The sequence below is a fragment of the Streptomyces sp. BBFR25 genome, from assembly GCF_044590125.1.
Taxonomy (GTDB): Bacteria; Actinomycetota; Actinomycetes; order Streptomycetales; family Streptomycetaceae; genus Streptomyces; species Streptomyces canus_D.
Map to the genome: position 1 here is coordinate 2,831,359 of NZ_CP172447.1, position 21,574 is coordinate 2,852,932.

18 protein-coding genes are annotated in these 21,574 nt (G+C 72.9%); 11 read left to right on the plus strand and 7 right to left on the minus strand.

The window, feature by feature from the left end:
• The first annotated feature begins 36 nt into the window (after positions 1–36).
• The 3 genes from ACGH52_RS12895 (at position 37) to ACGH52_RS12905 (ending at position 4,952) form a co-directional block, all read left to right on the plus strand.
• Positions 37–2,163, plus strand: coding sequence for a molybdopterin oxidoreductase family protein (locus ACGH52_RS12895; RefSeq protein WP_076974213.1), 2,127 nt, complete (start codon positions 37–39; stop codon positions 2,161–2,163).
• A 128-nt stretch (positions 2,164–2,291) separates the two neighbouring features.
• Positions 2,292–3,944, plus strand: coding sequence for a M4 family metallopeptidase (locus tag ACGH52_RS12900; RefSeq protein WP_399939183.1), 1,653 nt, complete (start codon positions 2,292–2,294; stop codon positions 3,942–3,944).
• A 78-nt stretch (positions 3,945–4,022) separates the two neighbouring features.
• Positions 4,023–4,952, plus strand: coding sequence for a LysR family transcriptional regulator (locus ACGH52_RS12905; protein ID WP_399939186.1), 930 nt, complete (start codon positions 4,023–4,025; stop codon positions 4,950–4,952).
• Here the strand turns inward: ACGH52_RS12905 and ACGH52_RS12910 are convergent.
• From ACGH52_RS12910 to ACGH52_RS12920, 3 genes are all read right to left on the minus strand, one after another.
• The gene (locus tag ACGH52_RS12910) at positions 4,901–5,644 is read right to left on the minus strand and encodes an SDR family oxidoreductase (RefSeq protein ID WP_076974216.1); all 744 of its coding nucleotides are present in this window, start codon (positions 5,642–5,644) and stop codon (positions 4,901–4,903) included. The genes ACGH52_RS12905 and ACGH52_RS12910 overlap by 52 nt on opposite strands.
• A 51-nt stretch (positions 5,645–5,695) precedes the next feature.
• Positions 5,696–6,463 carry an SDR family oxidoreductase gene (locus ACGH52_RS12915; RefSeq protein ID WP_399939189.1) on the minus strand — a complete coding sequence of 256 codons (768 nt, stop codon included), beginning with the start codon at positions 6,461–6,463 and terminating at the stop codon, positions 5,696–5,698.
• Between the two features lie 122 nt (positions 6,464–6,585).
• Positions 6,586–7,209 carry an NADPH-dependent FMN reductase gene (locus ACGH52_RS12920; RefSeq protein ID WP_399939192.1) on the minus strand — a complete coding sequence of 208 codons (624 nt, stop codon included), beginning with the start codon at positions 7,207–7,209 and terminating at the stop codon, positions 6,586–6,588.
• Positions 7,210–7,373: 164 nt separating this feature from the next.
• Here ACGH52_RS12920 and ACGH52_RS12925 point away from each other — a divergent pair, with 164 nt between their 5' ends.
• Both ACGH52_RS12925 and ACGH52_RS12930 read left to right on the plus strand, forming a co-directional pair.
• On the plus strand, positions 7,374–7,913 hold the full coding sequence (locus tag ACGH52_RS12925; RefSeq protein ID WP_121704675.1) for a hypothetical protein: 540 nt from the start codon (positions 7,374–7,376) through the stop codon (positions 7,911–7,913).
• Positions 7,914–8,032: 119 nt separating this feature from the next.
• On the plus strand, positions 8,033–8,656 hold the full coding sequence (locus tag ACGH52_RS12930) for a class F sortase (protein ID WP_210975614.1): 624 nt from the start codon (positions 8,033–8,035) through the stop codon (positions 8,654–8,656).
• A gap of 29 nt (positions 8,657–8,685) precedes the next feature.
• Here the strand turns inward: ACGH52_RS12930 and ACGH52_RS12935 are convergent, their stop codons facing one another.
• Positions 8,686–9,468, minus strand: a complete 783-nt coding sequence (locus tag ACGH52_RS12935; RefSeq protein ID WP_121704708.1) for a TSUP family transporter — start codon at positions 9,466–9,468, stop codon at positions 8,686–8,688.
• Positions 9,469–9,675: 207 nt separating this feature from the next.
• Here ACGH52_RS12935 and ACGH52_RS12940 point away from each other — a divergent pair, with 207 nt between their 5' ends.
• The 5 genes from ACGH52_RS12940 to ACGH52_RS12960 all read left to right on the plus strand — a co-directional run bounded on the left by ACGH52_RS12940 (position 9,676) and on the right by ACGH52_RS12960 (position 15,405).
• Positions 9,676–10,914 carry an NAD(P)/FAD-dependent oxidoreductase gene (locus ACGH52_RS12940; protein WP_121704676.1) on the plus strand — a complete coding sequence of 413 codons (1,239 nt, stop codon included), beginning with the start codon at positions 9,676–9,678 and terminating at the stop codon, positions 10,912–10,914.
• Positions 10,914–13,526, plus strand: coding sequence for a nitrite reductase large subunit NirB (gene nirB, locus ACGH52_RS12945; RefSeq protein WP_399939196.1), 2,613 nt, complete (start codon positions 10,914–10,916; stop codon positions 13,524–13,526). The genes ACGH52_RS12940 and nirB overlap by 1 nt, the downstream gene beginning before the upstream one ends.
• Complete coding sequence (gene nirD, locus ACGH52_RS12950; RefSeq protein ID WP_059299180.1) at positions 13,523–13,888, plus strand: nitrite reductase small subunit NirD; 366 nt, start codon at positions 13,523–13,525, stop codon at positions 13,886–13,888. Before nirB ends, nirD begins: the two co-directional genes overlap by 4 nt.
• 47 nt (positions 13,889–13,935) lie before the next feature.
• Positions 13,936–14,520 (plus strand): TetR/AcrR family transcriptional regulator, encoded by a 585-nt coding sequence (locus ACGH52_RS12955; protein WP_121704678.1) that lies wholly within the window; start codon positions 13,936–13,938, stop codon positions 14,518–14,520.
• A 117-nt stretch (positions 14,521–14,637) separates the two neighbouring features.
• Entirely contained in the window at positions 14,638–15,405 is a 768-nt protein-coding gene (locus ACGH52_RS12960; RefSeq protein WP_399939200.1) for an SDR family NAD(P)-dependent oxidoreductase, read from the plus strand.
• Between the two features lie 10 nt (positions 15,406–15,415).
• Here the strand turns inward: ACGH52_RS12960 and ACGH52_RS12965 are convergent, their stop codons facing one another.
• Positions 15,416–16,348 carry an oxidoreductase gene (locus ACGH52_RS12965; RefSeq protein WP_399939203.1) on the minus strand — a complete coding sequence of 311 codons (933 nt, stop codon included), beginning with the start codon at positions 16,346–16,348 and terminating at the stop codon, positions 15,416–15,418.
• A 183-nt stretch (positions 16,349–16,531) separates the two neighbouring features.
• Here ACGH52_RS12965 and ACGH52_RS12970 point away from each other — a divergent pair, with 183 nt between their 5' ends.
• A complete protein-coding gene (locus tag ACGH52_RS12970; RefSeq protein ID WP_399939206.1) occupies positions 16,532–17,005 on the plus strand; it encodes an LAETG motif-containing sortase-dependent surface protein in 474 nt (157 codons plus the stop codon).
• A 31-nt stretch (positions 17,006–17,036) separates the two neighbouring features.
• Here the strand turns inward: ACGH52_RS12970 and ACGH52_RS12975 are convergent, their stop codons facing one another.
• Together ACGH52_RS12975 and ppdK are read right to left on the minus strand one after the other, a co-directional pair.
• On the minus strand, positions 17,037–18,245 hold the full coding sequence (locus ACGH52_RS12975) for an acyltransferase (protein WP_121704682.1): 1,209 nt from the start codon (positions 18,243–18,245) through the stop codon (positions 17,037–17,039).
• Between the two features lie 226 nt (positions 18,246–18,471).
• A complete protein-coding gene (gene ppdK, locus ACGH52_RS12980; RefSeq protein WP_121704683.1) occupies positions 18,472–21,201 on the minus strand; it encodes a pyruvate, phosphate dikinase in 2,730 nt (909 codons plus the stop codon).
• Between the last annotated feature and the right edge of the window lie 373 nt (positions 21,202–21,574).

Genomic DNA, 21,574 nt, shown 5'->3' on the forward strand with positions numbered 1-21,574 from the left:
CCGGTCGCGTAACACGCAAGCCGCAGGCTGGGCCGCATGCAGAACACCGGCACGCACACCACCGCCGCTCCGGGCGCCGCCACGCCCACACACTGCCCGTACTGCGCGCTTCAGTGCGGGATGAATCTGACACCGGTCGAGGGCGGGACCGTCGAGGTGTCCGAGCGGGCGGACTTCCCGGTGAACCGGGGCGCGCTGTGCGGCAAGGGTCGTACGGCGGCGGCGGTGCTCGCGCCGGGCGCGCGGCTGACCTCGCCGCTGGTGCGGTCGGAGGACGGCGCGCTGGTGCCGGCCGGGTGGGACGAGGCGCTGGACCGGATCGCCGGGAACCTGGAGCGCACGCGGGCGCGGTACGGCGCGGACGCGCTCGGGGTGTTCGGCGGCGGCGGGCTGACCAACGAGAAGGCGTACGCGCTGGGCAAGTTCGCCCGGGTGGTGCTCGGCACCTCGCAGATCGACTACAACGGGCGGTTCTGCATGTCGTCGGCCGCGGCGGCCGGGACGCGGGCCTTCGGGCTCGACCGGGGGCTGCCGTTCCCGCTGGAGGACGTCCCGAGGACCGGGTGCGTGATCCTCGTCGGGTCGAACCCGGCGGAGACGATGCCGCCGTCCCTGCGGTACTTCACCGAACTGCGGGAGAACGGCGGCACGCTGATCGTCGTCGACCCGCGCCGGACGAAGACCGCCGAACAGGCCGACCTGCACCTCGCGCCCCGGCCCGGGACCGACCTCGCCCTCGCGCTGGGCATGCTGCACCTGGTGGTCGCCGAGGGCCGGGTCGACGAGGCCTACGTCGAGGAGCGCACGTCCGGCTGGGAGGAGGCGCGGGCGGCGGCGATGGCGCACTGGCCGGAGCACGTGGAGCGGATCACGGGGGTGTCCGTCCCCGAACTGCGGGAGGCGGTGCGGCTGTTCTGCGCGCCGCAGGCAGCGATGGTGCTCACCGCGCGCGGGCCCGAGCAGCAGGCCAAGGGCACGGACACGGTGGGCGCGTGGATCAACCTGTGCCTGGCGACCGGGCGGGCCGGGCGGCCCCTGTCGGGGTACGGCTGTCTGACCGGGCAGGGCAACGGGCAGGGCGGGCGCGAACACGGGCAGAAGGCCGACCAGTTGCCGGGCTACCGCAAGCTGACCGACCCGGCGGCGCGGCGGCACGTCGCCGAGGTGTGGGGCGTGGACCCCGACGCGCTGCCGGGGCCGGGGCGCAGCGCCTACGAGCTGCTGGACGCGCTGGGCACGGACGTCAGGTCGCTGCTGGTGATGGGGTCCAACCCGGTCGTGTCGGCGCCCCGCGCGGCGCACATCGAGGGGCGGCTGCGGTCGCTGGACTTCCTCGCGGTGTGCGACGTGGTGCTCTCCGAGACGGCCGAACTGGCGGACGTGGTGCTGCCGGTGACGCAGTGGGCCGAGGAGACGGGGACCACGACGAACCTGGAGGGCCGGGTCCTGCTGCGGCGGCGGGCGATCACGCCGCCGGACGGGGTCCGCGGCGACCTGGAGGTGCTGCACGGGCTGGCCGGGCGGCTCGGCGTGGAGAAGGGCTTCCCGACCGAGCCCGAGGAGGTCTTCGAGGAGCTGCGGCGGGCGAGCGCGGGCGGCCCGGCGGACTACTCCGGGATCGGCTACCGGCGGCTGGCGGAGGAGAACGGCGTGTTCTGGCCGTGTCCGGCACCGCCCGCGGGCGACGACGCCGTGCCCCACCCGGGCACCCCGCGCCTGTTCCTCGACCGCTTCGCCACCGAGGACGGCCGGGCCCGCTTCGTGCCCGTGACGCACCGGCCGAGCGCCGAGGAACCGGACGACGAGTACCCGGTGCTGCTGACCACGGGCCGGGTCGTGGCGCAGTACCAGTCCGGGGCGCAGACCCGGCGGGTGGCCGAGCTGAACGCCGCCGCGCCGGGCCCGTTCGTCGAACTGCACCCGCGGCTGGCGGCGCGGCTGGGGGCGGCCGAGGGCGACCCGCTGGCGGTCGTGTCCCGGCGGGGGCGGGCGGTGGCACCGGCCCGCATCACCACCGGCATCCGCCCCGACACCGTGTTCATGCCCTTCCACTGGCCCGGCGAGGGCCGCGCCAACACGCTGACCAACCCGGCCCTGGACCCGACCTCGCGGATGCCGGAGTTCAAGGTGTGCGCGGTGCGGGTGGAAACGGTGACGTCCTGACGGCGTCATCCTCTCCTCCCATGATCTCCACGGGAGCGCTATGGACATGTCATGTCTCGAGATCTTGAATCCGAGTCAGGCAACAGCGCCCCCGAGCGCCGAAAGGCGCGCCCGTACCGAGGAGATCGATGAGCCGAATACGGCACGTCAGAGGTGCCCGTCTCGTCCTGGCCGGTACCGCCACCACCACCGCGACCCTGCTGATCGCCGCGCTCGCCCCCGGTGCCGCGGCCGCCGACCGCCCCACCCGGGCCGCAGCCCTCGACCACGCGGCGGCGGCCCTGTCGGACCACGCCGCCGCCCTGGACCTGACGGACGCCCAGGACACCGAGGTCCGCGACGTCGTCGTCGACGAGGACGGCACCCAGCACGTCCGCTACGACCGCACCTACCGCCACCTCCCCGTCCTCGGCGGGGACTTCGTCGTCCACCTCGCCCCCGACGGCGGCTTCCGCGGCGCCGACCGCGCGACGGACACCCCGCTCTCCCTGCCCACCCTCACCCCGAAGCTGTCGGCGCCCAGGGCCGCCGACCTGGCCGCGAACGCGCTGCGCGCCGCCAACCCGGGCGAACTGCTGAAGAGGCTCACCGCCAGGCCCGAGCTGGTCGTCGACGCCCTGCACGGCGCCCCGAAGCTGGCCTGGCGGACCGACGCGGCGGCGCTGGACTCCCTCGGCAACCCGGTCGCGCGCACCGTGCTGACCGACGCGGGCACGGGCGCCCGCATCGACGCCTGGGACACCGTCGAGTCGGCGTCCGGCGAGGGCCGGTCGCTGTACGGGGGCACGGTGCCGCTGGAGACGACGCGGTCCGGGTCGTCGTACCGGCTCGAGGACGCGACGCGCGGCGGCACGTACACGGGGGACGCGGCGAACCGGACCGACCTGTGCCTCCTCACCCTCTGCCTGGTGCGGGCGCCCGCGACGCCGTTCACCGACGCCGACAACCACTGGGGCACGGGGAAGGCGGACGACCGCGCCTCGGCGGCGGTGGACGCGCAGTACGGCACCGACGCCACCTGGGACTACTACGAGGACGTCCACGGGCGCCGCGGCATCGCGGGCGACGGCAAGGGCTCGTACAACCGCGTGCACTACGGCACCCGGTACAACAACGCCTTCTGGGACGACGGCTGCTTCTGCATGACGTACGGCGACGGTGACGGGACGACGTTCGGGCCGCTGGTCTCGCTGGACGTCGCCGCGCACGAGATGTCGCACGGGGTGACGTCGAAGACGGCGGCGCTGACGTACTCGGGCGAGTCGGGCGGCCTGAACGAGGCGACCTCCGACATCTTCGGCGCCCTGGTCGAGTGGCACGCGGACAACTCCGCCGACCCCGGGGACTACCGAATCGGCGAGAAGGTCGTCCGGGACGGCTTCGGCCGGGACGCCCTGCGGTACATGGACCGGCCGAGCAGGGACGGCAGCTCCGCCGACTGCTGGACCACCTCGCTGGGCGACCTGGACGTCCACTACTCCTCCGGCGTCGCCAACCACTTCGCCTACCTGCTGGCCGAGGGCAGCGGCGCGCGGACCGTGGGCGGCGTGGCGTACGACTCCCCGACCTGCGACGGCTCCACGGTCTCCGGGATCGGCCGGGACAAGCTGGGCGACATCTGGTACCGGGCGCTGACGGTGTACATGACCTCGTCCACGGACTACGCGGGCGCCCGCGCCGCCACCCTGAGCGCGGCCGGTGACCTGTACGGCACCGACAGCGCCGAGTACGCCGCGGTCGGCGCGGCGTGGAGCGCGGTGAACGTGGGCCGACAGGGCTGACAAGGGCCTACGGCCTGCGCTCTTCCCGCGCTCGCTTACGCTTGCGGCGAGAGCACGAGCGAGGCGGGACGGGAGCCGATGAGCCTGAGGCAGTTCGAGTACGCCCTGGCCGTCGCCGAGGAGGGCTCGGTGACGGCCGCGGCCGAGACGCTGCGCGTCGCCCAGCCCTCGGTGTCCCAGCAGATCCGCGGTCTGGAGCGGGACCTCGGCGTGGAGCTGTTCTCCCGCACCCCGACCGGTCTGGTGCCCACCGTGGCCGGCCGCGCCTTCCTGCGGGACGCGGAGATCGCGGTGAACGCGGCGCGCCGGGCGCGGGCGACGGCACGGGCCGGTGCCGAGGAGCTGGCGGGCGAGCTGGTGGTCGCGGTGCAGATGGGCCTGGGCACGCGGCAGCTGCCGGGCGCCCTGAGCGCGCTGCGCCGCCGCTTCTCCCGCCTGGAGGTCACCGTCTTCGAGGAGCCGAACCCGACCGAGCTGGAGCGGCTGGCCCGCGGGGGCGTGATCGACCTCGCCCTCATGGCCGGACCGTGCGAGGAGGGCCTGTACGACGGCCACCACCTCGGCGACGAGGAGTTCGTCGTGGTGCTGGCGGCCGGGCATCCGCAGCTCGCCGCGGACCGGGTCGCGCTGCGGGACCTGGAGCGGGAACCCTGGGTGCGGTTCGACCCCGCCAGCGCGCTCGACGGCGTACTGGTGGAGGTGCTGCGGGAGAACGGGCTGGCCCCGACCACCGTCGCCCGCGTCTCCCAGACCGCGACGGCCGTGCGCTGGGCCGCCCACGGCCTCGGGGTGACGTTCGTCCCGGCCTCCGCGGTGCCCCCCGGTCACGAGCACCTGGTGCGCCCGGTGTCCCCGGCCGTGTCCCAGCCCGTCGTCGCCGCGGTCCGGCCCGGCGCGGGCCCCGCGGAGACGGCGCTGCTGGAGTTCCTGCGCCAGGAGACCTGGTACCGGTTCGCTCAGAGCTGGGTGGCGCCGCCGTCCACGGCCAGCTCGGCGCCGGTCGTGTAGGTGGCGTCGAAGGCGAGGAAGGCGGCGGCCCGGGCGATCTCCTCGGGGGTGCCGAAGCGCCGCATGGGGTTGTCCGCGACCCGTTCCGCCTTGAACCGCTCGGCCTCCTCGGCGGTCATCACCGCGTCCAGGGCTCCCGTGTCGACGGGTCCCGGGCTGACCGCGTTGACCCGGATGCCGCGGGGCAGCAGCTCACGGGAGAAGCTGCGGGCCATCGAGCGCAGCGCCGCCTTCCCGGCCGCGTAGACGCTGGTGTCCGCCAACCCGATGACGTTGGCGACCGAGGTGGTGAGGACCACGCCGGCGCCCGTGCTCAGCAGCGGGGCGAGCTTCTGCACGGTGAACCAGGCGCCCTTGACGTTGATCGCGAACAGCTCGTCGTACGCCTCCTCGGTCGTCGATTCGAGCGGCGTGAGGGTCGCGACCCCGGCGTTGACGAACAGGGCGTCGACCGTGCCGAGTTCGGTCTTCACCCGGTCGGCGAGAGCGTCCAGGTCCGGCAGTGAGGCCACGTCGCCCCGGACGGCCACCGCGTTCTCGCCCAGCCGCTCCAGCGCGGCGTCGAGCGTGGCCTGCGAACGGCCGGTGATCACGACGCGGGCTCCGTCGGCCACCAGGAGTTCCGCCATCGCGAGACCCATTCCACTGCCGCCACCCGTGATCACGGCATTCTTGTTGCTGTACCTACCCATTTCCCGAATCCCTTTTTTCGCGCGATTTCCCGGCTCCACGTCTTTCTGATTTCAACCCCTGGGATATTCGCCGCCGTCCACGGCGAGGCTGGTCCCGGTCACCCAGCCGGCCCGGTCGGACGCGAGGAACAGCACCGCGTGGGCGATGTCGTCGGGCAGGCCGTCGCGCCCGAGCGGGGCGGTGCCCGTCGCGGCCGGTCCGGCGTCGAGGCTCGCCCAGTGCTCCCGGGTCTCCTCGCCGCCGGGGGTGGCGGTCCGGCCGGGGCTGACGGTGTTGACCCGGATGCCGGAAGGGGCCAGCGTCGCGGCCAGTCCGGCGCTGTAGTTGTCCAGCGCCGCCTTCGCCGCCTGGTAGTGCAGGAACGGGGGCGCCGGGGGCGCGACCGCGGCCGTGGAGATGTGCACGATCGCTCCGGAGCGCCGTTCCCGCATGCCCGGCACCAGGAGGGAGTTAAGCCGGACCGACGCGAGGAGGTTCAGGTTCAGCGTGTCCAGCCACTCCTCGTCGGGGATGACCAGGCCGTCCTTGTGGGGCCGCGCCCCGCCCGCGTTGTGGACCAGGACGTCCACCCCGCCGAGCCGCTCCTGCGCGGCCGCGGCGAGGGCCTTCGCCCCGGCGAGGGTCCGCACGTCCGCCTGCACGAAGCCCGCCCCCTCCGGCGCCCGGCCCGTCGCCGACCTCGCGGTCGTGACCACCTCGGCACCGGCGTCCAGGAGCCGGCGGACGATCGCCGCGCCGATTCCGCGCGTTCCGCCGGTGACCAGGGCGCGCTTTCCCGCGAATTCCCTGTTCTCCGACACGTTTTCCTCAACAGTCATGGCCTTGTTCCTTTTCAGCTCCGCATGATGACCTCCACACGGTAGATCCGGAAATCGAAGGCGGGCAAAGACGAAATTGCAGCGGGTGCCATAGGAAGTTCCTATGCCGTTCCCGCGGCGCCTCAGAAGCCGTCGTAGGGCCGCTTCTCCTTCGCCTCCCGCAGCGCCCGCCCCCACCACACCAGATGGTCGAGCATCGTCTTGGCCGCCGCGTCCGGACCGGACGGGTCCCTGAGCCGGCCCGCGCCGTCGAAGGACGCGCCCGCGTTGTGGAAGGAGACGGTGTCGCGGACGGTGACGGCGTGCAGTTCGGCGAAGACCTGGCGCAGGTGCTCCGCGGCCCGCAGGCCACCGGCCAGGCCGCCGTAGGAGACCAGGCCGACGGGCTTGGCCCGCCACTCGGTGAAGTGCCAGTCGATGACGTTCTTCAGGCCCGCCGGGAACGAGTGGTTGTACTCGGGGGTCAGCACGACGAACGCGTCGGCGTCCGCCAGTTTCGGGGTGATCCCCGCCAGCGCGGCGGTCGCTTCCGGGGTCGGGGCGAGGGTCGTGGGCAGCTCGGCCCCGGCGACGTCCACCACCTCGGGGACCAGGTCGTCGTGGGCCCGGAGGCGGTCCAGGAGCCAGTCGGCGACGACGGGGCCGAAGCGGCCGTGGCGGTTGCTGCCGACGAGCAGGGTGACGCGGAGCGGTGCGGTCGTGGTGTTCACCGTGGTCGTCGCGTTCACGGTGGTCGTGGTGTTCATGCGGGAGAGCCTGGTACCTCAAGTTTGCTCGAGGTCAAGCCGCCTCGCTCCCGGGCTCGTTCGGAGGCACCGGTCACCCGTTCACACCCGCTCGGGGAGCGGGCCGGGCCCGGTGCCACTTTCCTCGGTAGGGCAGGGGCCACCGAACAGCTCAAGGAGCACCGATGCGACGTCCCGCCCGTCTGCTGACCGGTACCGCGCTCGCCGCCGCGGCCGTCGGTCTGACCACCGCGGCCCCGGGGTACGCCGGGGAGACCGTCGTCACCGGCGGCCTGACGGTGTATCCGTCCTCGGTCGTGCCGGGCGACCGGGCCGTGGTGACGACCGCGGTGTGCGGGGAGGGCGGCGCGGCGGCGGGCGACGCCAGCGCGGTCGGCGCGGGCGCGTTCCCGCTGGCGCCGGACACGGGCGAGGGCGGGGGCGGGGCGACGGGGCACTTCGAGGTGCCGCCGAGCGCGCAGCCGGGGACGTACGAGATCGTCGCGACCTGTGGGGACGACGAGCGGCGGGTGACGGGCGACCTGGTGGTCACGCTGACCTCGGCCGCCGAGCAGGTGTACCCCAGAGGAAGCGTGAAGACGGGGGTCGGCGGCGCTCTTGGCCCCGATCCCGTGCAGACCGCGGCCGGTGTGGCGGCTCTCGCCGTCGCCGCCGCGGGCGGTACCTGGCTCCTGCATCGCCGGGCGAGAGGCGACGGGATCTGACGGGCACCCTCCGCTGCCCGTCCGCCGGTACCGCACTTCCCCACCCCCTCCGGGTCCGACGCCCCTCGCGGCCCGGAGGGGGCCGGGGTTTCCCAGGGACGCGAGGGAAAGGGGACGTCATGCGCAGGGTCAAGGACACCGCGATAGCGGCCGTCACCGCGGTCGCCCTCTGCTCGGGCGGGTGGCTGCTGCTCGGCGGTGCCGGTACCGACGCTCCGCCGCAACCGTCGGCCGCGCAGTCCGGCACCGCCGACCGGGCCGACCGGGGCGCCGCCGCACCGGCGCTGCCGCCCTCCCCGCCCGACCGCGTCCGCATCCCGGCGATCGGCGTGGACGCCCCGCTGACGGGCCTGGGCCTGACCGGGACGGGCAGCCTGGACGTGCCGCCCGCCGAGAAGAAGAACCTCGCCGGCTGGTACGAGGCCGGCACCACCCCCGGCGAGACGGGCACCGCGATCGTCGCCGGTCACGTGGACAACGCCGAGGGCCCCGCCGTCTTCTACCGGCTCGGCGCCCTGGCCAAGGGCGCGACGATCGAGGTCGACCGGCGCGACGGCGGCGTCGCGGTGTTCACGGTGGACGCGGTGGAGGTCTACGCCGCCGACGCCTTCCCCGACGCGAAGGTCTACGGCGCCGCCGACCGCCCCGAACTGCGGGTCATCACCTGCGGCGGCCCCTACTCACGCAGCACCGGCTACCAGGGCAACGTGGTCGTCTTCGCCCACCTGACCGGAAGCCGGTGACACCGAGGCGCCGTCCCCGCCCGCAACGGCTACGCCACCCACTGCTCGTACGCCAGGTTCGCCACCAGGGCGAAGACCACCGTCAGCAGGACGACGCGGACGAAGCCGCTGCCCTTCTTGAGGGCGGTGTGGGCGCCGAACATGCCGCCGGCCAGGTTGAAGGCGGCCATCAGGACGGCCAGCTGCCACAGGACCGCGCCCTGCCAGGCGAACGTGGCGAGGGCGCCCGCGTTGGTGCAGCAGTTGACGATCTTGGCGGTGGCGGACGCCGTCACCAGGTCCAGGTGGAGCAGGGCGGTGAGGGCCAGGACCAGGAAGGTTCCCGTGCCGGGGCCGATCAGGCCGTCGTAGAAGCCGATGCCGAGACCGGCGAGGCCGATCGCGGCGAGGATCTGGCGGCGGGTGGCCGGGCCGGTGGCGGGCGCGGTGCCGAAGGCGGGGCGCAGGATCACGAAGGCCGCGACCGCGAGCAGCACCACCATGATCACCGGCTTGAGCACCTCGGTGCTCATCCCGGCCGCGAAGAACGCCCCGCCGGACGATCCGGCCAGCGCCGCCAGGCCGATGCGGACGGCGGTGCGCACGTCCACCGGCGCCTTGCGGGCGTACGTCACCGCCGCGCCCGTGGTGCCGACGATGGCGACCGCCTTGTTGGTGCCCAGCGCGTGTGCGGCGGGGGTGCCGGCGGGCAGGCCGAGCAGCAGCGCGGGCAGCAGCAGGAGGCCGCCGCCGCCGACCACGGCGTCGATCCAGCCGGCCGCGAGCGCGGCGAGGCAGAGCAGGACGACCGTGGTCAGCGATATGTCGGGCATGATCATGACCTTATGGACGGGATGGATGTGCCGTCCATCGAGATGAGGGACTTCTGAGGTTCCCGCCCGCCGCTCAGCCGGACCGGCCGCCCCTCACCCGGACCGCGCGCCCCTCACACGGACCGCCCGCCCCCGCTGAGGGCAGCGTTCCCCGTGGGAAACAGAAGGGATGCCACCGGGTAACACCCGCACCGCACGCTCGGTGCCATGACCTCGAAAACGCGTGTGGTGGTGATCGGCGCCGGACTCGCGGGCGTGACGCTCGCCCGGCGGCTCGGTGAGCTGGGCACGCCCGCGCTGCTGGTCGGCGACGAGGAGCACCGCCCGTACAACCGGGTGCTGCTCGCCGAGGTGCTGGCCGGACGGTACGGCCCGGAGGTGATCGCCCTGCCGGCGCCCGCCGGGCTGCTGCGCGGCCGGGTCACCGGCGTCGACCGGGCCGGGCGGACCGTGCGCTGCGCCGACGGGTCGGTGATCGCCTACGACACGCTGGTCCTGGCCACCGGCTCCAACGCCGTGCTGCCGCCCCTGCGCGGCCTGTTCACCCCGGACCACGAGCTGCCCGAGGGCGTGCACGCGTTTCGGACGATGGACGACTGCCTCGGACTGTCGAAGGCGGTGCGGGCGGGGGCTCGGGCGGTCGTCGTCGGCGGCGGGCTGCTCGGGGTGTCCGCCGCCCGTGCGCTGGCCGTGCGCGGCGCCCAGGTCGTCCTCGCCCAGCAGTCCGAGCGGCTGATGGAGCGCCAGCTCGACCCCGCGGCCTCCGCGCTGGTACGGCGGCACCTGGAGGGCCTCGGCGTCGAGGTGCACACGGAGTGCCGGGTACGGGACGTGCGCGTCGTCGGCGGGGCGGTGCGGTCCGTGGAGCTGGGCGACGGGTACGCCCTGGGCGCCGACCTGGTCGTGCTCGCGTGCGGGGTCCGGCCCCGGGTCGCCCTCGCGCGGGAGGCGGGCCTCGACGTCGGCAAGGGCGTCCTCGTCGACGACGAGCTGCGCACCTCGGACCCGCACATCCGCGCCGTCGGCGACTGCGCCGAGCACGCGGGACGCGTGTACGGACTGGCCGCGCCCGCCCTCGAACAGGCGGAGGTGCTGGCGGAACTGCTCGCCCGCGACGGCGCCGCCCGCTACTTGGGCACCCGCTCGCTGACCCGGCTCACCCTCACCGGACCCGCCGGTCCCTTCGACGGGCCGGACAGTCCCTTCGACCTCGCCGCGTTCGGCGAGACCGACCCCCGCCCCGGCGACGACGTCGTGCAGCTCGCCGACGCCACCCGGGGCACCTACCGCAAGGTCGTCGTCCGTGACGACCGGCTGGTCGGCGGGGTCCTGGTCGGCGAACTCGGCACCGTCGGCGCGCTGGCGCGCGCCTGGGAGGGAGCAGAGCCGCTCCCCTCCGACGGCGGCCCCCTGCTCCACCTGCTCACCCAAGACGGAGGCTCCTGATGACCGCCACCCCGGGGCACACCCCGACGATCGTGCTGGTCGGCCACGGCATGGTCGGCCAGCGCTTCCTGGAGGCCCTCGCCGAGCGCGGCCTGACCGGCACGCACCGCGTGGTCGTCCTGTGCGAGGAGCCGCGCCCCGCCTACGACCGCGTCCACCTCACCTCGTACTTCGCGGGGAAGTCCCCCGAGGACCTGTCGATGACCGACCCGGCCTTCCTCGCCGAGCACGGCATCGAGCTGCGCGTCGGGGACCCGGCGGAGACGATCGACCGGCAGGCCCGCACGGTGACCGCCCGCTCCGGGCTGGTCGTCGAGTACGACGTGCTGGTGCTGGCGACCGGTTCGTACCCCTTCGTGCCGCCGGTGCCCGGCAAGGACGCCGAGGGCTGCTTCGTCTACCGGACGATCGAGGACCTCCTCGCCATCGAGGAGTACGCGAAGAACATGACGACCGGCGCGGTGGTCGGCGGCGGGCTGCTCGGCCTGGAGGCCGCGGGCGCGCTCAAGGGCCTCGGACTCACCTCGCACATCGTGGAGTTCGCGCCCCGCCTGATGCCGGTGCAGGTCGACGAGGGCGGCGGCGCGGCGCTGCTGCGCACCATCGAGGAGATGGGCCTGTCGGTCCACACGGGCGTGGGCACGCAGGAGGTGGTGGTCGGCGACGACGGCGCCGTCACCGGCATGAAGCTGTCCGACGGCTCCGAACTCGCCACCGACCTGGTGGTGTTCAGCGCCGGTGTCCGCCCCCGCGACCAGCTGGCCCGGGACTGCGGACTCGCGGTCGGCGAGCGCGGCGGCATCAGCGTCGACGAGCAGTGCCGCACCGTCACCGACCCGCACGTGTTCGCGATCGGCGAGTGCGCGCTGGCGGCCGACGGGCGGGTGTACGGGCTGGTGGCTCCCGGGTACGAGCAGGCCGAGACGGCCGCCGCGACCATCGCCCGGGACGAGGCGGCGTTCACCGGCGCCGACCTGTCCACCAAGCTGAAGCTGCTCGGCGTGGACGTGGCCTCCTTCGGCGACGCGCACGGCACCACCGCCGACTGCCTGGACGTCGTCTACTCCGACTCCCGCGCGGGCCTGTACAAGAAGCTGGTCGTCGGCCGCGACGGCACGCTGCTCGGCGGCATCCTGGTCGGCGACGCGGAGGCGTACGGCACCCTGCGCGCCTTCACCGGCTCGGTCCCGCCGGTCTCCCCCGAGTCCCTGGTGCTGCCCGCCGGTGCCGGTGCCCCGGCCCAGCTGGGCCCGTCCGCGCTGCCCGACGAGGCGGTGATCTGCTCCTGCCACAACGTCACCAAGGGCACCATCCGCGGCGCTGTGACGGAGCACTCCTGCACCACCGTGCCCGAGGTGAAGAAGTGCACCAAGGCGGGCACCGGCTGCGGTTCCTGCGTCAAGGTGCTCGGCCAGCTGGTCACCGCCGAGCTGGAGGCGAGCGGCGTCGAGGTCGACAAGGGCCTGTGCGGCTGCTTCGCGCAGACCCGCGAGGAGCTGTACGAGATCGTCCGCGCCCTGCGGATCACCTCCTTCCGCGAGCTGCTCGACCGGCACGGCCGCGAGGGCGCCCGGGGCGGTGAGGGCTGCGAGGTCTGCAAGCCGGCGGTCGGCTCGATCATCGCCTCCCTCGCCCCGGCGATCGGCGCCAGCGGCTACGTCCTCGACGGCGAGCAGGCCGCGCTCCAGGACACCAACGACCACTTCCTCGCCAACCTCCAGCGCAACGGCTCCTACTCCGTCGTCCCGCGCATCCCGGGCGGCGAGATCGCGCCGGAGAAGCTCATCGTCATCGGCGAGATCGCCCGGGACTTCGGGCTCTACACGAAGATCACCGGCGGCCAGCGCATCGACATGTTCGGCGCCCGCGTCGAGCAGCTGCCGCTGATCTGGGCCCGGCTGGTGGACGCCGGCTTCGAGTCCGGGCACGCCTACGGCAAGTCGCTGCGCACGGTGAAGTCCTGCGTGGGGCAGACCTGGTGCCGCTACGGCGTCCAGGACTCGGTGCGGATGGCGATCGACCTGGAGCTGCGCTACCGGGGCCTGCGCTCCCCGCACAAGCTGAAGTCGGCGGTCTCCGGGTGCGCCCGCGAGTGCGCCGAGGCCCAGTCGAAGGACTTCGGCGTGATCGCCACCTCCAACGGCTGGAACCTGTACGTCGGCGGCAACGGCGGCGCCACCCCGCGCCACGCGGACCTGCTCGCGCAGGACCTCTCCGACGCCGAACTGGTCCGCCTGATCGACCGGTTCCTGATGTTCTACATCCGCACCGCCGACAAGCTGGAGCGCACCTCCACCTGGCTGGAGCGCATCCCCGGCGGCCTGGACCACGTACGGGACGTGGTGGTGCACGACTCGCTCGGCATCTGCGACGAGCTGGAGTCCCTGATGCGGGCCCACGTCGCGCACTACCGCGACGAGTGGGCCGAGACCGTCAACGACCCGGAGAAGCTGGCCCGGTTCGTCTCGTTCGTGAACGCGCCCGGCACCCCGGACCCGGTCGTGGGCTTCGTGCCCGAGCGCGACCAGATGAAGCCCGACCTGCCGCTGCTGGACATCGGCCTGCGGCGCCCCTCGCAAGACGACCTCCTGGAAGGAAGCACCCGGCGATGACCCTGGCACCCGAGACCCTGGCACCCGAGACGACCGACCTGAAGGTGCGGCTCCGGCTGACCGACGACTGGTTCACGGCCTGCGACCTCGGCGCCCTGCTCCCGGGCCGGGGCGTGGCGGCCCTGCTCCCGGACGGCGGCCAGGTCGCCCTGTTCCGCGACCGGGACGGCGGGCTGTACGCCATCGACAACCGGGACCCGTTCACCGGCGCGGCGGTTCTCTCCCGCGGTCTGACCGGCACCCACCGGGGCCGCCCGTTCGTCGCCTCCCCGCTGCTCAAGCAGCGCTTCGACCTCACGACCGGCGAGTGCCTGGACGACGCGGCGGTGCGGGTGGAGACGTACGAGGTGAAGGCCGCCTGATCCACCCTTCTTGACTGATCGTTTCAGATAAGCCTAGGCTGCGGACCGTGGCCAGGACCAAGGAGTTCGATCCGGACGCCGCGCTGCGGGCAGCCCTGGAGCTGTTCTGGCGGCGCGGCTACGAGGCGACGTCGATGTCCGACCTCGTCGAGCACCTCGGCGTCGGGCGCGCCAGCATCTACGCGACCTTCGGCAACAAGCGCGAGCTGTACCTGAAGGCGCTGGCCCACTACGAGCAGGGGCTGCTGCCGGACCTGCTGGCGGACCTGTCCCGGCCGGGCCCGGCCCTGCCGGGCGTACGGGCCCTGGTGCGGCGCTACGCCGCCGAGGCGAGCGCCGACGACTCGCGCCTGCACGGCTGTTTCGTCACCAACACCGCCGCCGAGCTGGCCCCGCACGACACGGACGCCGCCCGGCGGGTCGAGCGGAACTGGGACCAGCTGGAGACCGTGCTGCACACCACGCTGGCCCGGGCCCGCGCCGAGGGCGAACTGCCCGCCGGGCGCGATCCGCTGGCCCTCGCCCGGATGCTGCTGGTACTGCTCCAGGGCATGCGGGTGGTCGGCAAGGCCTCGCCGGACCCGGCCAGGATGCGGGACGCGGCGGAACAGGCGCTCGCGCTGCTCGACTGAGACCCGGACGCACCCCTCTGCGGAGGGGTGTTTTCACGGCCACATACTGAACCGATCGGTCAAGAAAATCGATAGAGAAGCTCGACCAAGAAGCTCGGTCGAGAAAAGGGGAGATTCATGACCACCCAGCGCTTCACCGGCAAGACCGCCCTCGTCACCGGCGCGGGCTCCGGCATCGGACGGGCCGTCGCCCTGACCCTGGCCGCCGAGGGCGCGCACGTCGTCGTCGCCGGGCGGGCGCGCGGGCCGCTCGACGAGACGGCGGCCCTGGTCGAGGAGGCGGGCGGCAAGGCGCTGGCCGTCACCGCCGACGTCGCCCGGCCCGCCGACGTGGACGCCCTGGTGGCCGCCGCGGTGGATCACTTCGGCGCCCTCGACGTAGCAGTGAACAACGCGGGCGTCTTCCGCGGCGGAGTGCCCCTCGCCGACCTGCCCGAGGAGGACTGGCACGCGCAGCTCGACATCAACGTCACCGGCGTGTTCCTCGCCCTGCGGGCGGAGGTCCGGCAGATGCGCGCCCAGCCGGGCGGCGGCACGATCGTGAACATCGCCTCCACCTTCGGGGCGCACAAGCGCAGCCCGGGCGCCGCCGCCTACGCGGCGACCAAGGCGGCCGTCTCGGCCCTCACCCGGGGCGCCGCCCTGGACCACGTCGGGGACGGGGTCCGCATCAACGCCGTCAGCCCCGGCGCCACGGCGACCTCCATGTCCCTGCGGCCGGGCGAGACGGAGGCGGCGCGGGCCGAGCGGATGCGCGAGGAGACGCCGCTGGGCCGGGTCTCGGCGGTGGCGGAGGTCGCGGCGGCCGTGCTGTACCTGGCGTCGGACGACGCGGCGTCGGTGGTGGGCACCGACCTGGTGGTGGACGGCGGCCAGACGGCCTGATCCCGGCCGCTCAGGGCAGCAGCGGCTCGTAGACGACCCCGGTGAGCCGCTCGGAGGCGGCCCACAGCCGCTCCCCCATCGCGTCGTCGGTGGTCCAGGACGCCCGCCGGGACGGTGCGGGCGACCCGCGCCACATCGCGAAGGACGGGCCGGTGAAGGAATCGGAGGGCACGCCGGGCGCGGTCGCCGCGTACAGGACGGGCAGCGCGCCGTCCTCGGCGGGCTGGGCGACGACCCGGCTCCCGAGCCGCGCCAGCCGCTCGGCGAGGCGGCGCCCCTCGGCCCGGGGCCCGGCGGCGTGGAGTCCGGTCCCGGCGTGTCCGGGGTGGGCGGCGACCGCGCGTACGTCCGAGGCGCCCTCCCGGGCCGCGAGCCGGCGCGCCAGCTCGTGGGTGAAGAGCAGGTTGGCGGACTTCGAGCGGGCGTAGGCGGTCCAGCGCCCGTACCGGCGCACGCTGTTGAGGTCCCGCGGATCGACGTTGGCCAGCAGGTGCAGGAAGCTGGAGACGGTGACGATCCGGGCGCCGGGCGCGGCCAGCAGGGAGGGCAGCAGCAGCCCGGTGAGGGCGAAGTGCCCCAGGTGGTTGACGCCGAACTGGGTCTCGAAACCGTCCACCGTCGTGCCGTGCGGCAGCGCCATCACCCCGGCGTTGTTGACGAGGAGATCCACCCGCTCGTACGGCAGTCCGTAGGCGAACTCCCGGACCGAGGCGAGGTCTCCGAGGTCCAGCCGCGCCGGCTCCACGGCGGCGGAGGGCACCTCGCCGAGCAGGCGCCCCACGGCCGCGCTCCCCCGCGCCTCGCTGCGGCAGGCGAGCACGACGGACGCCCCCTTGCGCGCCAGTTCCCGGGCGATCACGTAGCCGAGGCCGCCGTTGGCCCCGGTGACGACGGCGACGCGCCCGTCCAGGTCGGGGATGTCGCCCGTGCTCCAGCCGGTCATCGGCGGCTCCTTCGCTGGTCCGGACCTCTCTCACCGTACGCGTCCGGCGGACCTGAGCGGAGAGCTACCGTCCGGTCACGTCACGTTCCCATCACGAGTCCTTCATATCTCCACCACATCTCGGTCACCTCAATAGCTTCGTCACCTCACATCCGCTCATTCACACCATTCCCGGGACTCTCGATGAAGCTGCTCCGCAAGCCCGCCGCCGTGACCGTCGCCGCGCTGGCCCTGGCCGCCCTGCCGGCCGCCGCCGCCCAGGCGCACGACGGCGCCCACCCGTTCAAGAACTGCACCGAGGCGTACGACGCCGGGTACTCCAACATCAAGGAGGGCGACGAGCACTACGGCGAGCACCTGGACCGGGACAACGACGGCGTCGGCTGCGACAAGCCGCCGTCCGGCTTCGTGCCCGCCGACGACAAGGACGCCGACGACAAGGGCACCGACGACGCGGCGGGCTCCGGGAGCGGCGAGGACTCCGGGAGCGAGGCCGGCGGCGGGGACGCGGCCGCCGGGCAGCAGGGCACCGACCTGGCCGAGACCGGCGGCGACGACAACACGCCGTACCTCGCGGCGGGCGGCGGGATCGTCGTGCTCGCGGGCGGCGGACTGCTGCTGGCCGCGCGGCGGCGCCGGGGCGACGGCACGGCCTGACCCCGCGTGCGGCGCGCGGAGCCCCGTCGGTTCAGCGGCGGGGCTCCGGCGTCTTGAGGCTGAAGGCGGCGCTGCTCAGCCAGCGCCGTGCGGCCAGGGCCACCGGACGCTCCACGAACCGCTGCACGACGTAGGAGAGCGCGACCAGGGCGACGACGGTGAGGCAGACCACGACCCACGGGTGGGCCCGGTCGCCGAAGCGGTGCAGGACGTTGACGCCGATGGCGTCGTGCAGCAGGTACAGCGGGAAGGTCAGGGTGCCCGCGACGGTCAGCCCGCGCCAGCGGACGCGGCTGGTCCAGCCGAGCGCGACGGCGGCGATCAGCAGGAAGAACACCGTGATCACCACGACCAGCCAGGCGCGCTCCGGCTGCCAGGAGTCCCAGTTGAGGCGGCCCCCGTCGGGCGTCAGCAGGTAGTGCAGCGCCACCAGCCACGACATGGCGACGATGCCCCACAGCAGCGGCGTCGGCCGGTAGCGGTACATGAGGTAGAAGGCCATGCCCGCGATGAAGTACGGGGCGGACGGCGGGTTGGTCAGCAGCGTGAGCAGGTGGATGTCGGCGCTGGGGGCCAGCACCGCGGCGACCGTCCACAGGCCGCAGTAGATCACCACGCGCTGGTAGGTCAGGCCCTTCCACACCACGACCGCGAAGGTGAGGTAGAAGCACAGCTCGGGCCAGAGCGTCCAGTAGACGGAGTCGAGGTGCTCCACCCCGAGCGGGGTCTGGAGCATCGTCAGGTTGGCGAAGATCACACGCGGCGACGGGTGCCCGAAGGGGTTGTCGGCGAAGAAGATCACACACCCGCTGATCAGGATCGCCGCCCAGTACATCGGGTACAGCCGGGTGACGCGGGAGATGAAGAAGTCGCGCGGGGTGCGGCCCCACGCGCTCATGCAGATGACGAAACCGCTGATGAGGAAGAAGAGTTCGACGCCGAGACGGCCGTAGGCGAAGTAGCCGTGGGCCTCGGGGAAGACGTCCTGGACGGGGCGGTCCCAGATGGTCTGCATCGTGGAGGGCGCCTGGCCGACGAAGTGGAAGAAGACCACGGACAGGGCGGCCAGGAAGCGCAGTCCGTCCAGGGCCGCGAGCCGGTTCCTGCGGACGGGGGGCCCGGCCTCGGGGACCTGCTCCCGCGGCCCGCCGCGGGGGCTGGGGACCGCGTCGGCGGCTTTGCCGCCGGTCCCGTCCCGGGTGGTCGGGCCGGCCGGTTCTCTGTGATCCGTCTGCGTCATCCAACCACCGTTCCGGGTGCCGGCCCCTGTCCGCTGCCAGGGCCCTCCAACTCAGCTGACAGCTTGCTGCTGCTCAGCACACAGGAATTCACACCGTTGAACGTGTCACAAAAGGCGGCACCCCCGCACGGGTGCCGCCTTTTCTGGTGGACCGGAGCCGCCGCCGATCGGTGAGGGTGGTCGGGTGACAGACGGCGGCTCCGGGGCCTTGACCCCGTTCGGGGTGTTACCGGTGGTCGCTGCCCTTCGACCGCGACGCCGCCCGGCCCGCCTCAAGACGGGCCACCGGGATCCGGAAGGGGGAGCAGGAGACGTAGTCCAGACCCACCTCGTGGAAGAAGTGGACCGACTCCGGGTCGCCGCCGTGCTCGCCGCAGACACCGAGCTTCAGGTCGGGGCGCGTGGCGCGGCCGGCCTTCGCGGCGGCGGCGACCAGGGAGCCGACGCCGTCCTTGTCGATGGTCTCGAACGGTGAGACGCCGAAGATGCCCTTCTCCAGGTAGGCGGTGAAGAAGCTGGCCTCGACGTCGTCGCGGCTGAAGCCCCACACGGTCTGGGTCAGGTCGTTGGTGCCGAAGGAGAAGAACTCCGCGGCCTCGGCGATCTGACCGGCGGTCAGCGCGGCGCGCGGCAGCTCGATCATCGTGCCGATCGACAGCTTCAGCTTCGCGCCGGTGGCCGCCTCGACCTCGGCGATGACCTGGTCGGCCTCCTCGCGGACGATCTCCAGCTCCTGGACGGTGCCGACCAGCGGGATCATGATCTCGGCGCGCGGGTCGCCCTTGGCGGCCTTGCGCTCGGCGGCGGCCTCGGCGATGGCTCGGACCTGCATGGTGAACAGGCCGGGGATGACCAGGCCGAGGCGGACCCCGCGCAGGCCCAGCATCGGGTTCTGCTCGTGCAGCCGGTGCACGGCCTGGAGCAGGCGCAGCTCGTTCTCGTGCGGCTCCTGGCGGGACTCGGCGAGTGCCACGCGCACCGACAGCTCGGTGATGTCGGGCAGGAACTCGTGCAGCGGCGGGTCGAGGAGGCGGACGGTGACCGGCAGGCCGTCCATCGACTCGAAGAGCTGGACGAAGTCCTGCTTCTGGAGCGGCAGCAGCTCCTTGAGGGACTCCTCGCGCTCGGCCTCGGTGTCGGCCAGGATCAGCCGCTCCACCAGCTCGCGCCGGTCGCCGAGGAACATGTGCTCGGTGCGGCACAGGCCGATGCCCTGGGCGCCGAAGCGGCGGGCGCGCAGCGCGTCCTCGGCGTTGTCGGCGTTGGCGCGCACCCGAAGGCGGCGCTTGCGGTCGGCGAAGGCCATGATCCTGTGCACGGCCTCGACCAGCTCGTCGGCGTCCTCCGCGCCCGCGTGCATCCGGCCCTCGAAGTACTCGACGACCGGGGAGGGCACGACCGGCACCTCACCGAGGTAGACCTTGCCGGAGGAGCCGTCGATGGAGATGACGTCGCCCTCCTCGACGACGTGCCCGCCGGGCACGGTCATCCGGCGGCGCTTGGTGTCGACCTCCAGCTCCTCGGCGCCGCAGACACAGGTCTTGCCCATGCCGCGCGCGACGACGGCCGCGTGGGAGGTCTTGCCGCCGCGCGAGGTCAGGATGCCCTCGGCGGCGATCATGCCGTCCAGGTCGTCGGGGTTGGTCTCCCGGCGGACCAGGATGACCTTCTCGCCCGAGCGGGACCACTTCACCGCGGTGTACGAGTCGAAGACCGCCTTGCCGACCGCCGCGCCCGGCGAGGCCGCGATGCCCCGGCCGACCTTCTCGACCTTGGCGTCCTCGTCGAAGCGCGGGAACATCAGCTGCGCGAGCTGGGCGCCGTTGACCCGCTGGAGGGCCTCCGCCTCGTCGATCAGGCCCTGGTCGACGAGCTGGGTGGCGATCCGGAAGGCGGCGCCCGCGGTGCGCTTGCCGACGCGGGTCTGGAGCATCCACAGCTGGCCGCGCTCGATGGTGAACTCGATGTCGCACAGGTCCAGGTAGTGGTTCTCCAGCGTCTCCATGATCTGCATCAGCTGGTCGTACGACTTCTTGTCGATCTGCTCCAGGTCCGCCAGCGCGACGGTGTTGCGGATACCGGCGACGACGTCCTCGCCCTGGGCGTTCTGGAGGTAGTCGCCGTAGACGCCCTGGTGTCCGGAGGCGGGGTCGCGGGTGAAGGCGACGCCGGTGCCGGAGTCGGGGCCGAGGTTGCCGAAGACCATGGAGCAGACGTTGACGGCGGTGCCGAGGTCGTGCGGGATGCGCTCCTGGCGGCGGTAGAGCTTGGCGCGCTCGCCGTTCCAGGAGTCGAAGACCGCCTTGATGGCGAGGTCCATCTGCTCGCGCGGGTCCTGCGGGAAGTCCCGGCCGGCCTCGGTCTTGACGATCTTCTTGAACTTGGTGACGAGCTTCTTGAGGTCGGCGGCCTCCAGCTCGGTGTCGACCGCGACCTTCTTGGCCGTCTTCGCCGCCTCCAGCGCCTCCTCGAAGAGGTCGCCGTCGACGCCGAGGACGGTCTTGCCGAACATCTGGATCAGGCGCCGGTAGGAGTCCCAGGCGAAGCGCTCGTCCCCGGCCTGCTTGGCCAGGCCCTGCACCGACTTGTCGGAGAGGCCGATGTTGAGGACGGTGTCCATCATGCCGGGCATGGAGAACTTGGCCCCGGAGCGCACCGACACGAGGAGGGGGTCGTCGGCCTGGCCGAGCTTCTTGCCCATCTTCGCTTCGAGGGCGTCGAGGTGCGCACTCACCTCGTCACGCAGCGCCGCGGGCTCCTCGCCGCTGTCGAGGTAGGTCTTGCAGGCCTCGGTGGTGATCGTGAAGCCCGGAGGGACCGGGAGACCCAGGTTGGTCATCTCGGCGAGGTTGGCGCCCTTGCCACCGAGGAGGTCCTTGAGGTCCTTGTTGCCCTCGGTGAAGTCGTAAACGAACTTCGCTGCGTTCGCTACCTGGGGATCTTTGTTTTCCGACACGGGTCTCGACTCCTCGAGGACGCGGTGGCTGCCCTGACGGCGAGGAATGTACCCAGATCAAAGGCGTCTGGGTACGTCCACTTGCGCGTCGTGCGCCCGTAACCACTCGTCCGCCAGCGGATCGAAAGTCAAGGCTTGGCAAGCGACCGACCGCTTGTGTTTTCACTTCTTGAACGAATGAACTCGCCTACCCGGCTCCTATCGCTCACATGAGCACCCTTCCCCACCTTTGAGTTCGATCGATGAACGATCAAGGTATGGCACTCAGTGCCACACCTTGGAGAAGTGGAGTCGCCCAAGATCCGCTCATCTGAGCACCACTCCTATCAGAGGTGGCGAGAATCACGCTTTCACAGGCCGGCGGATTTCACCA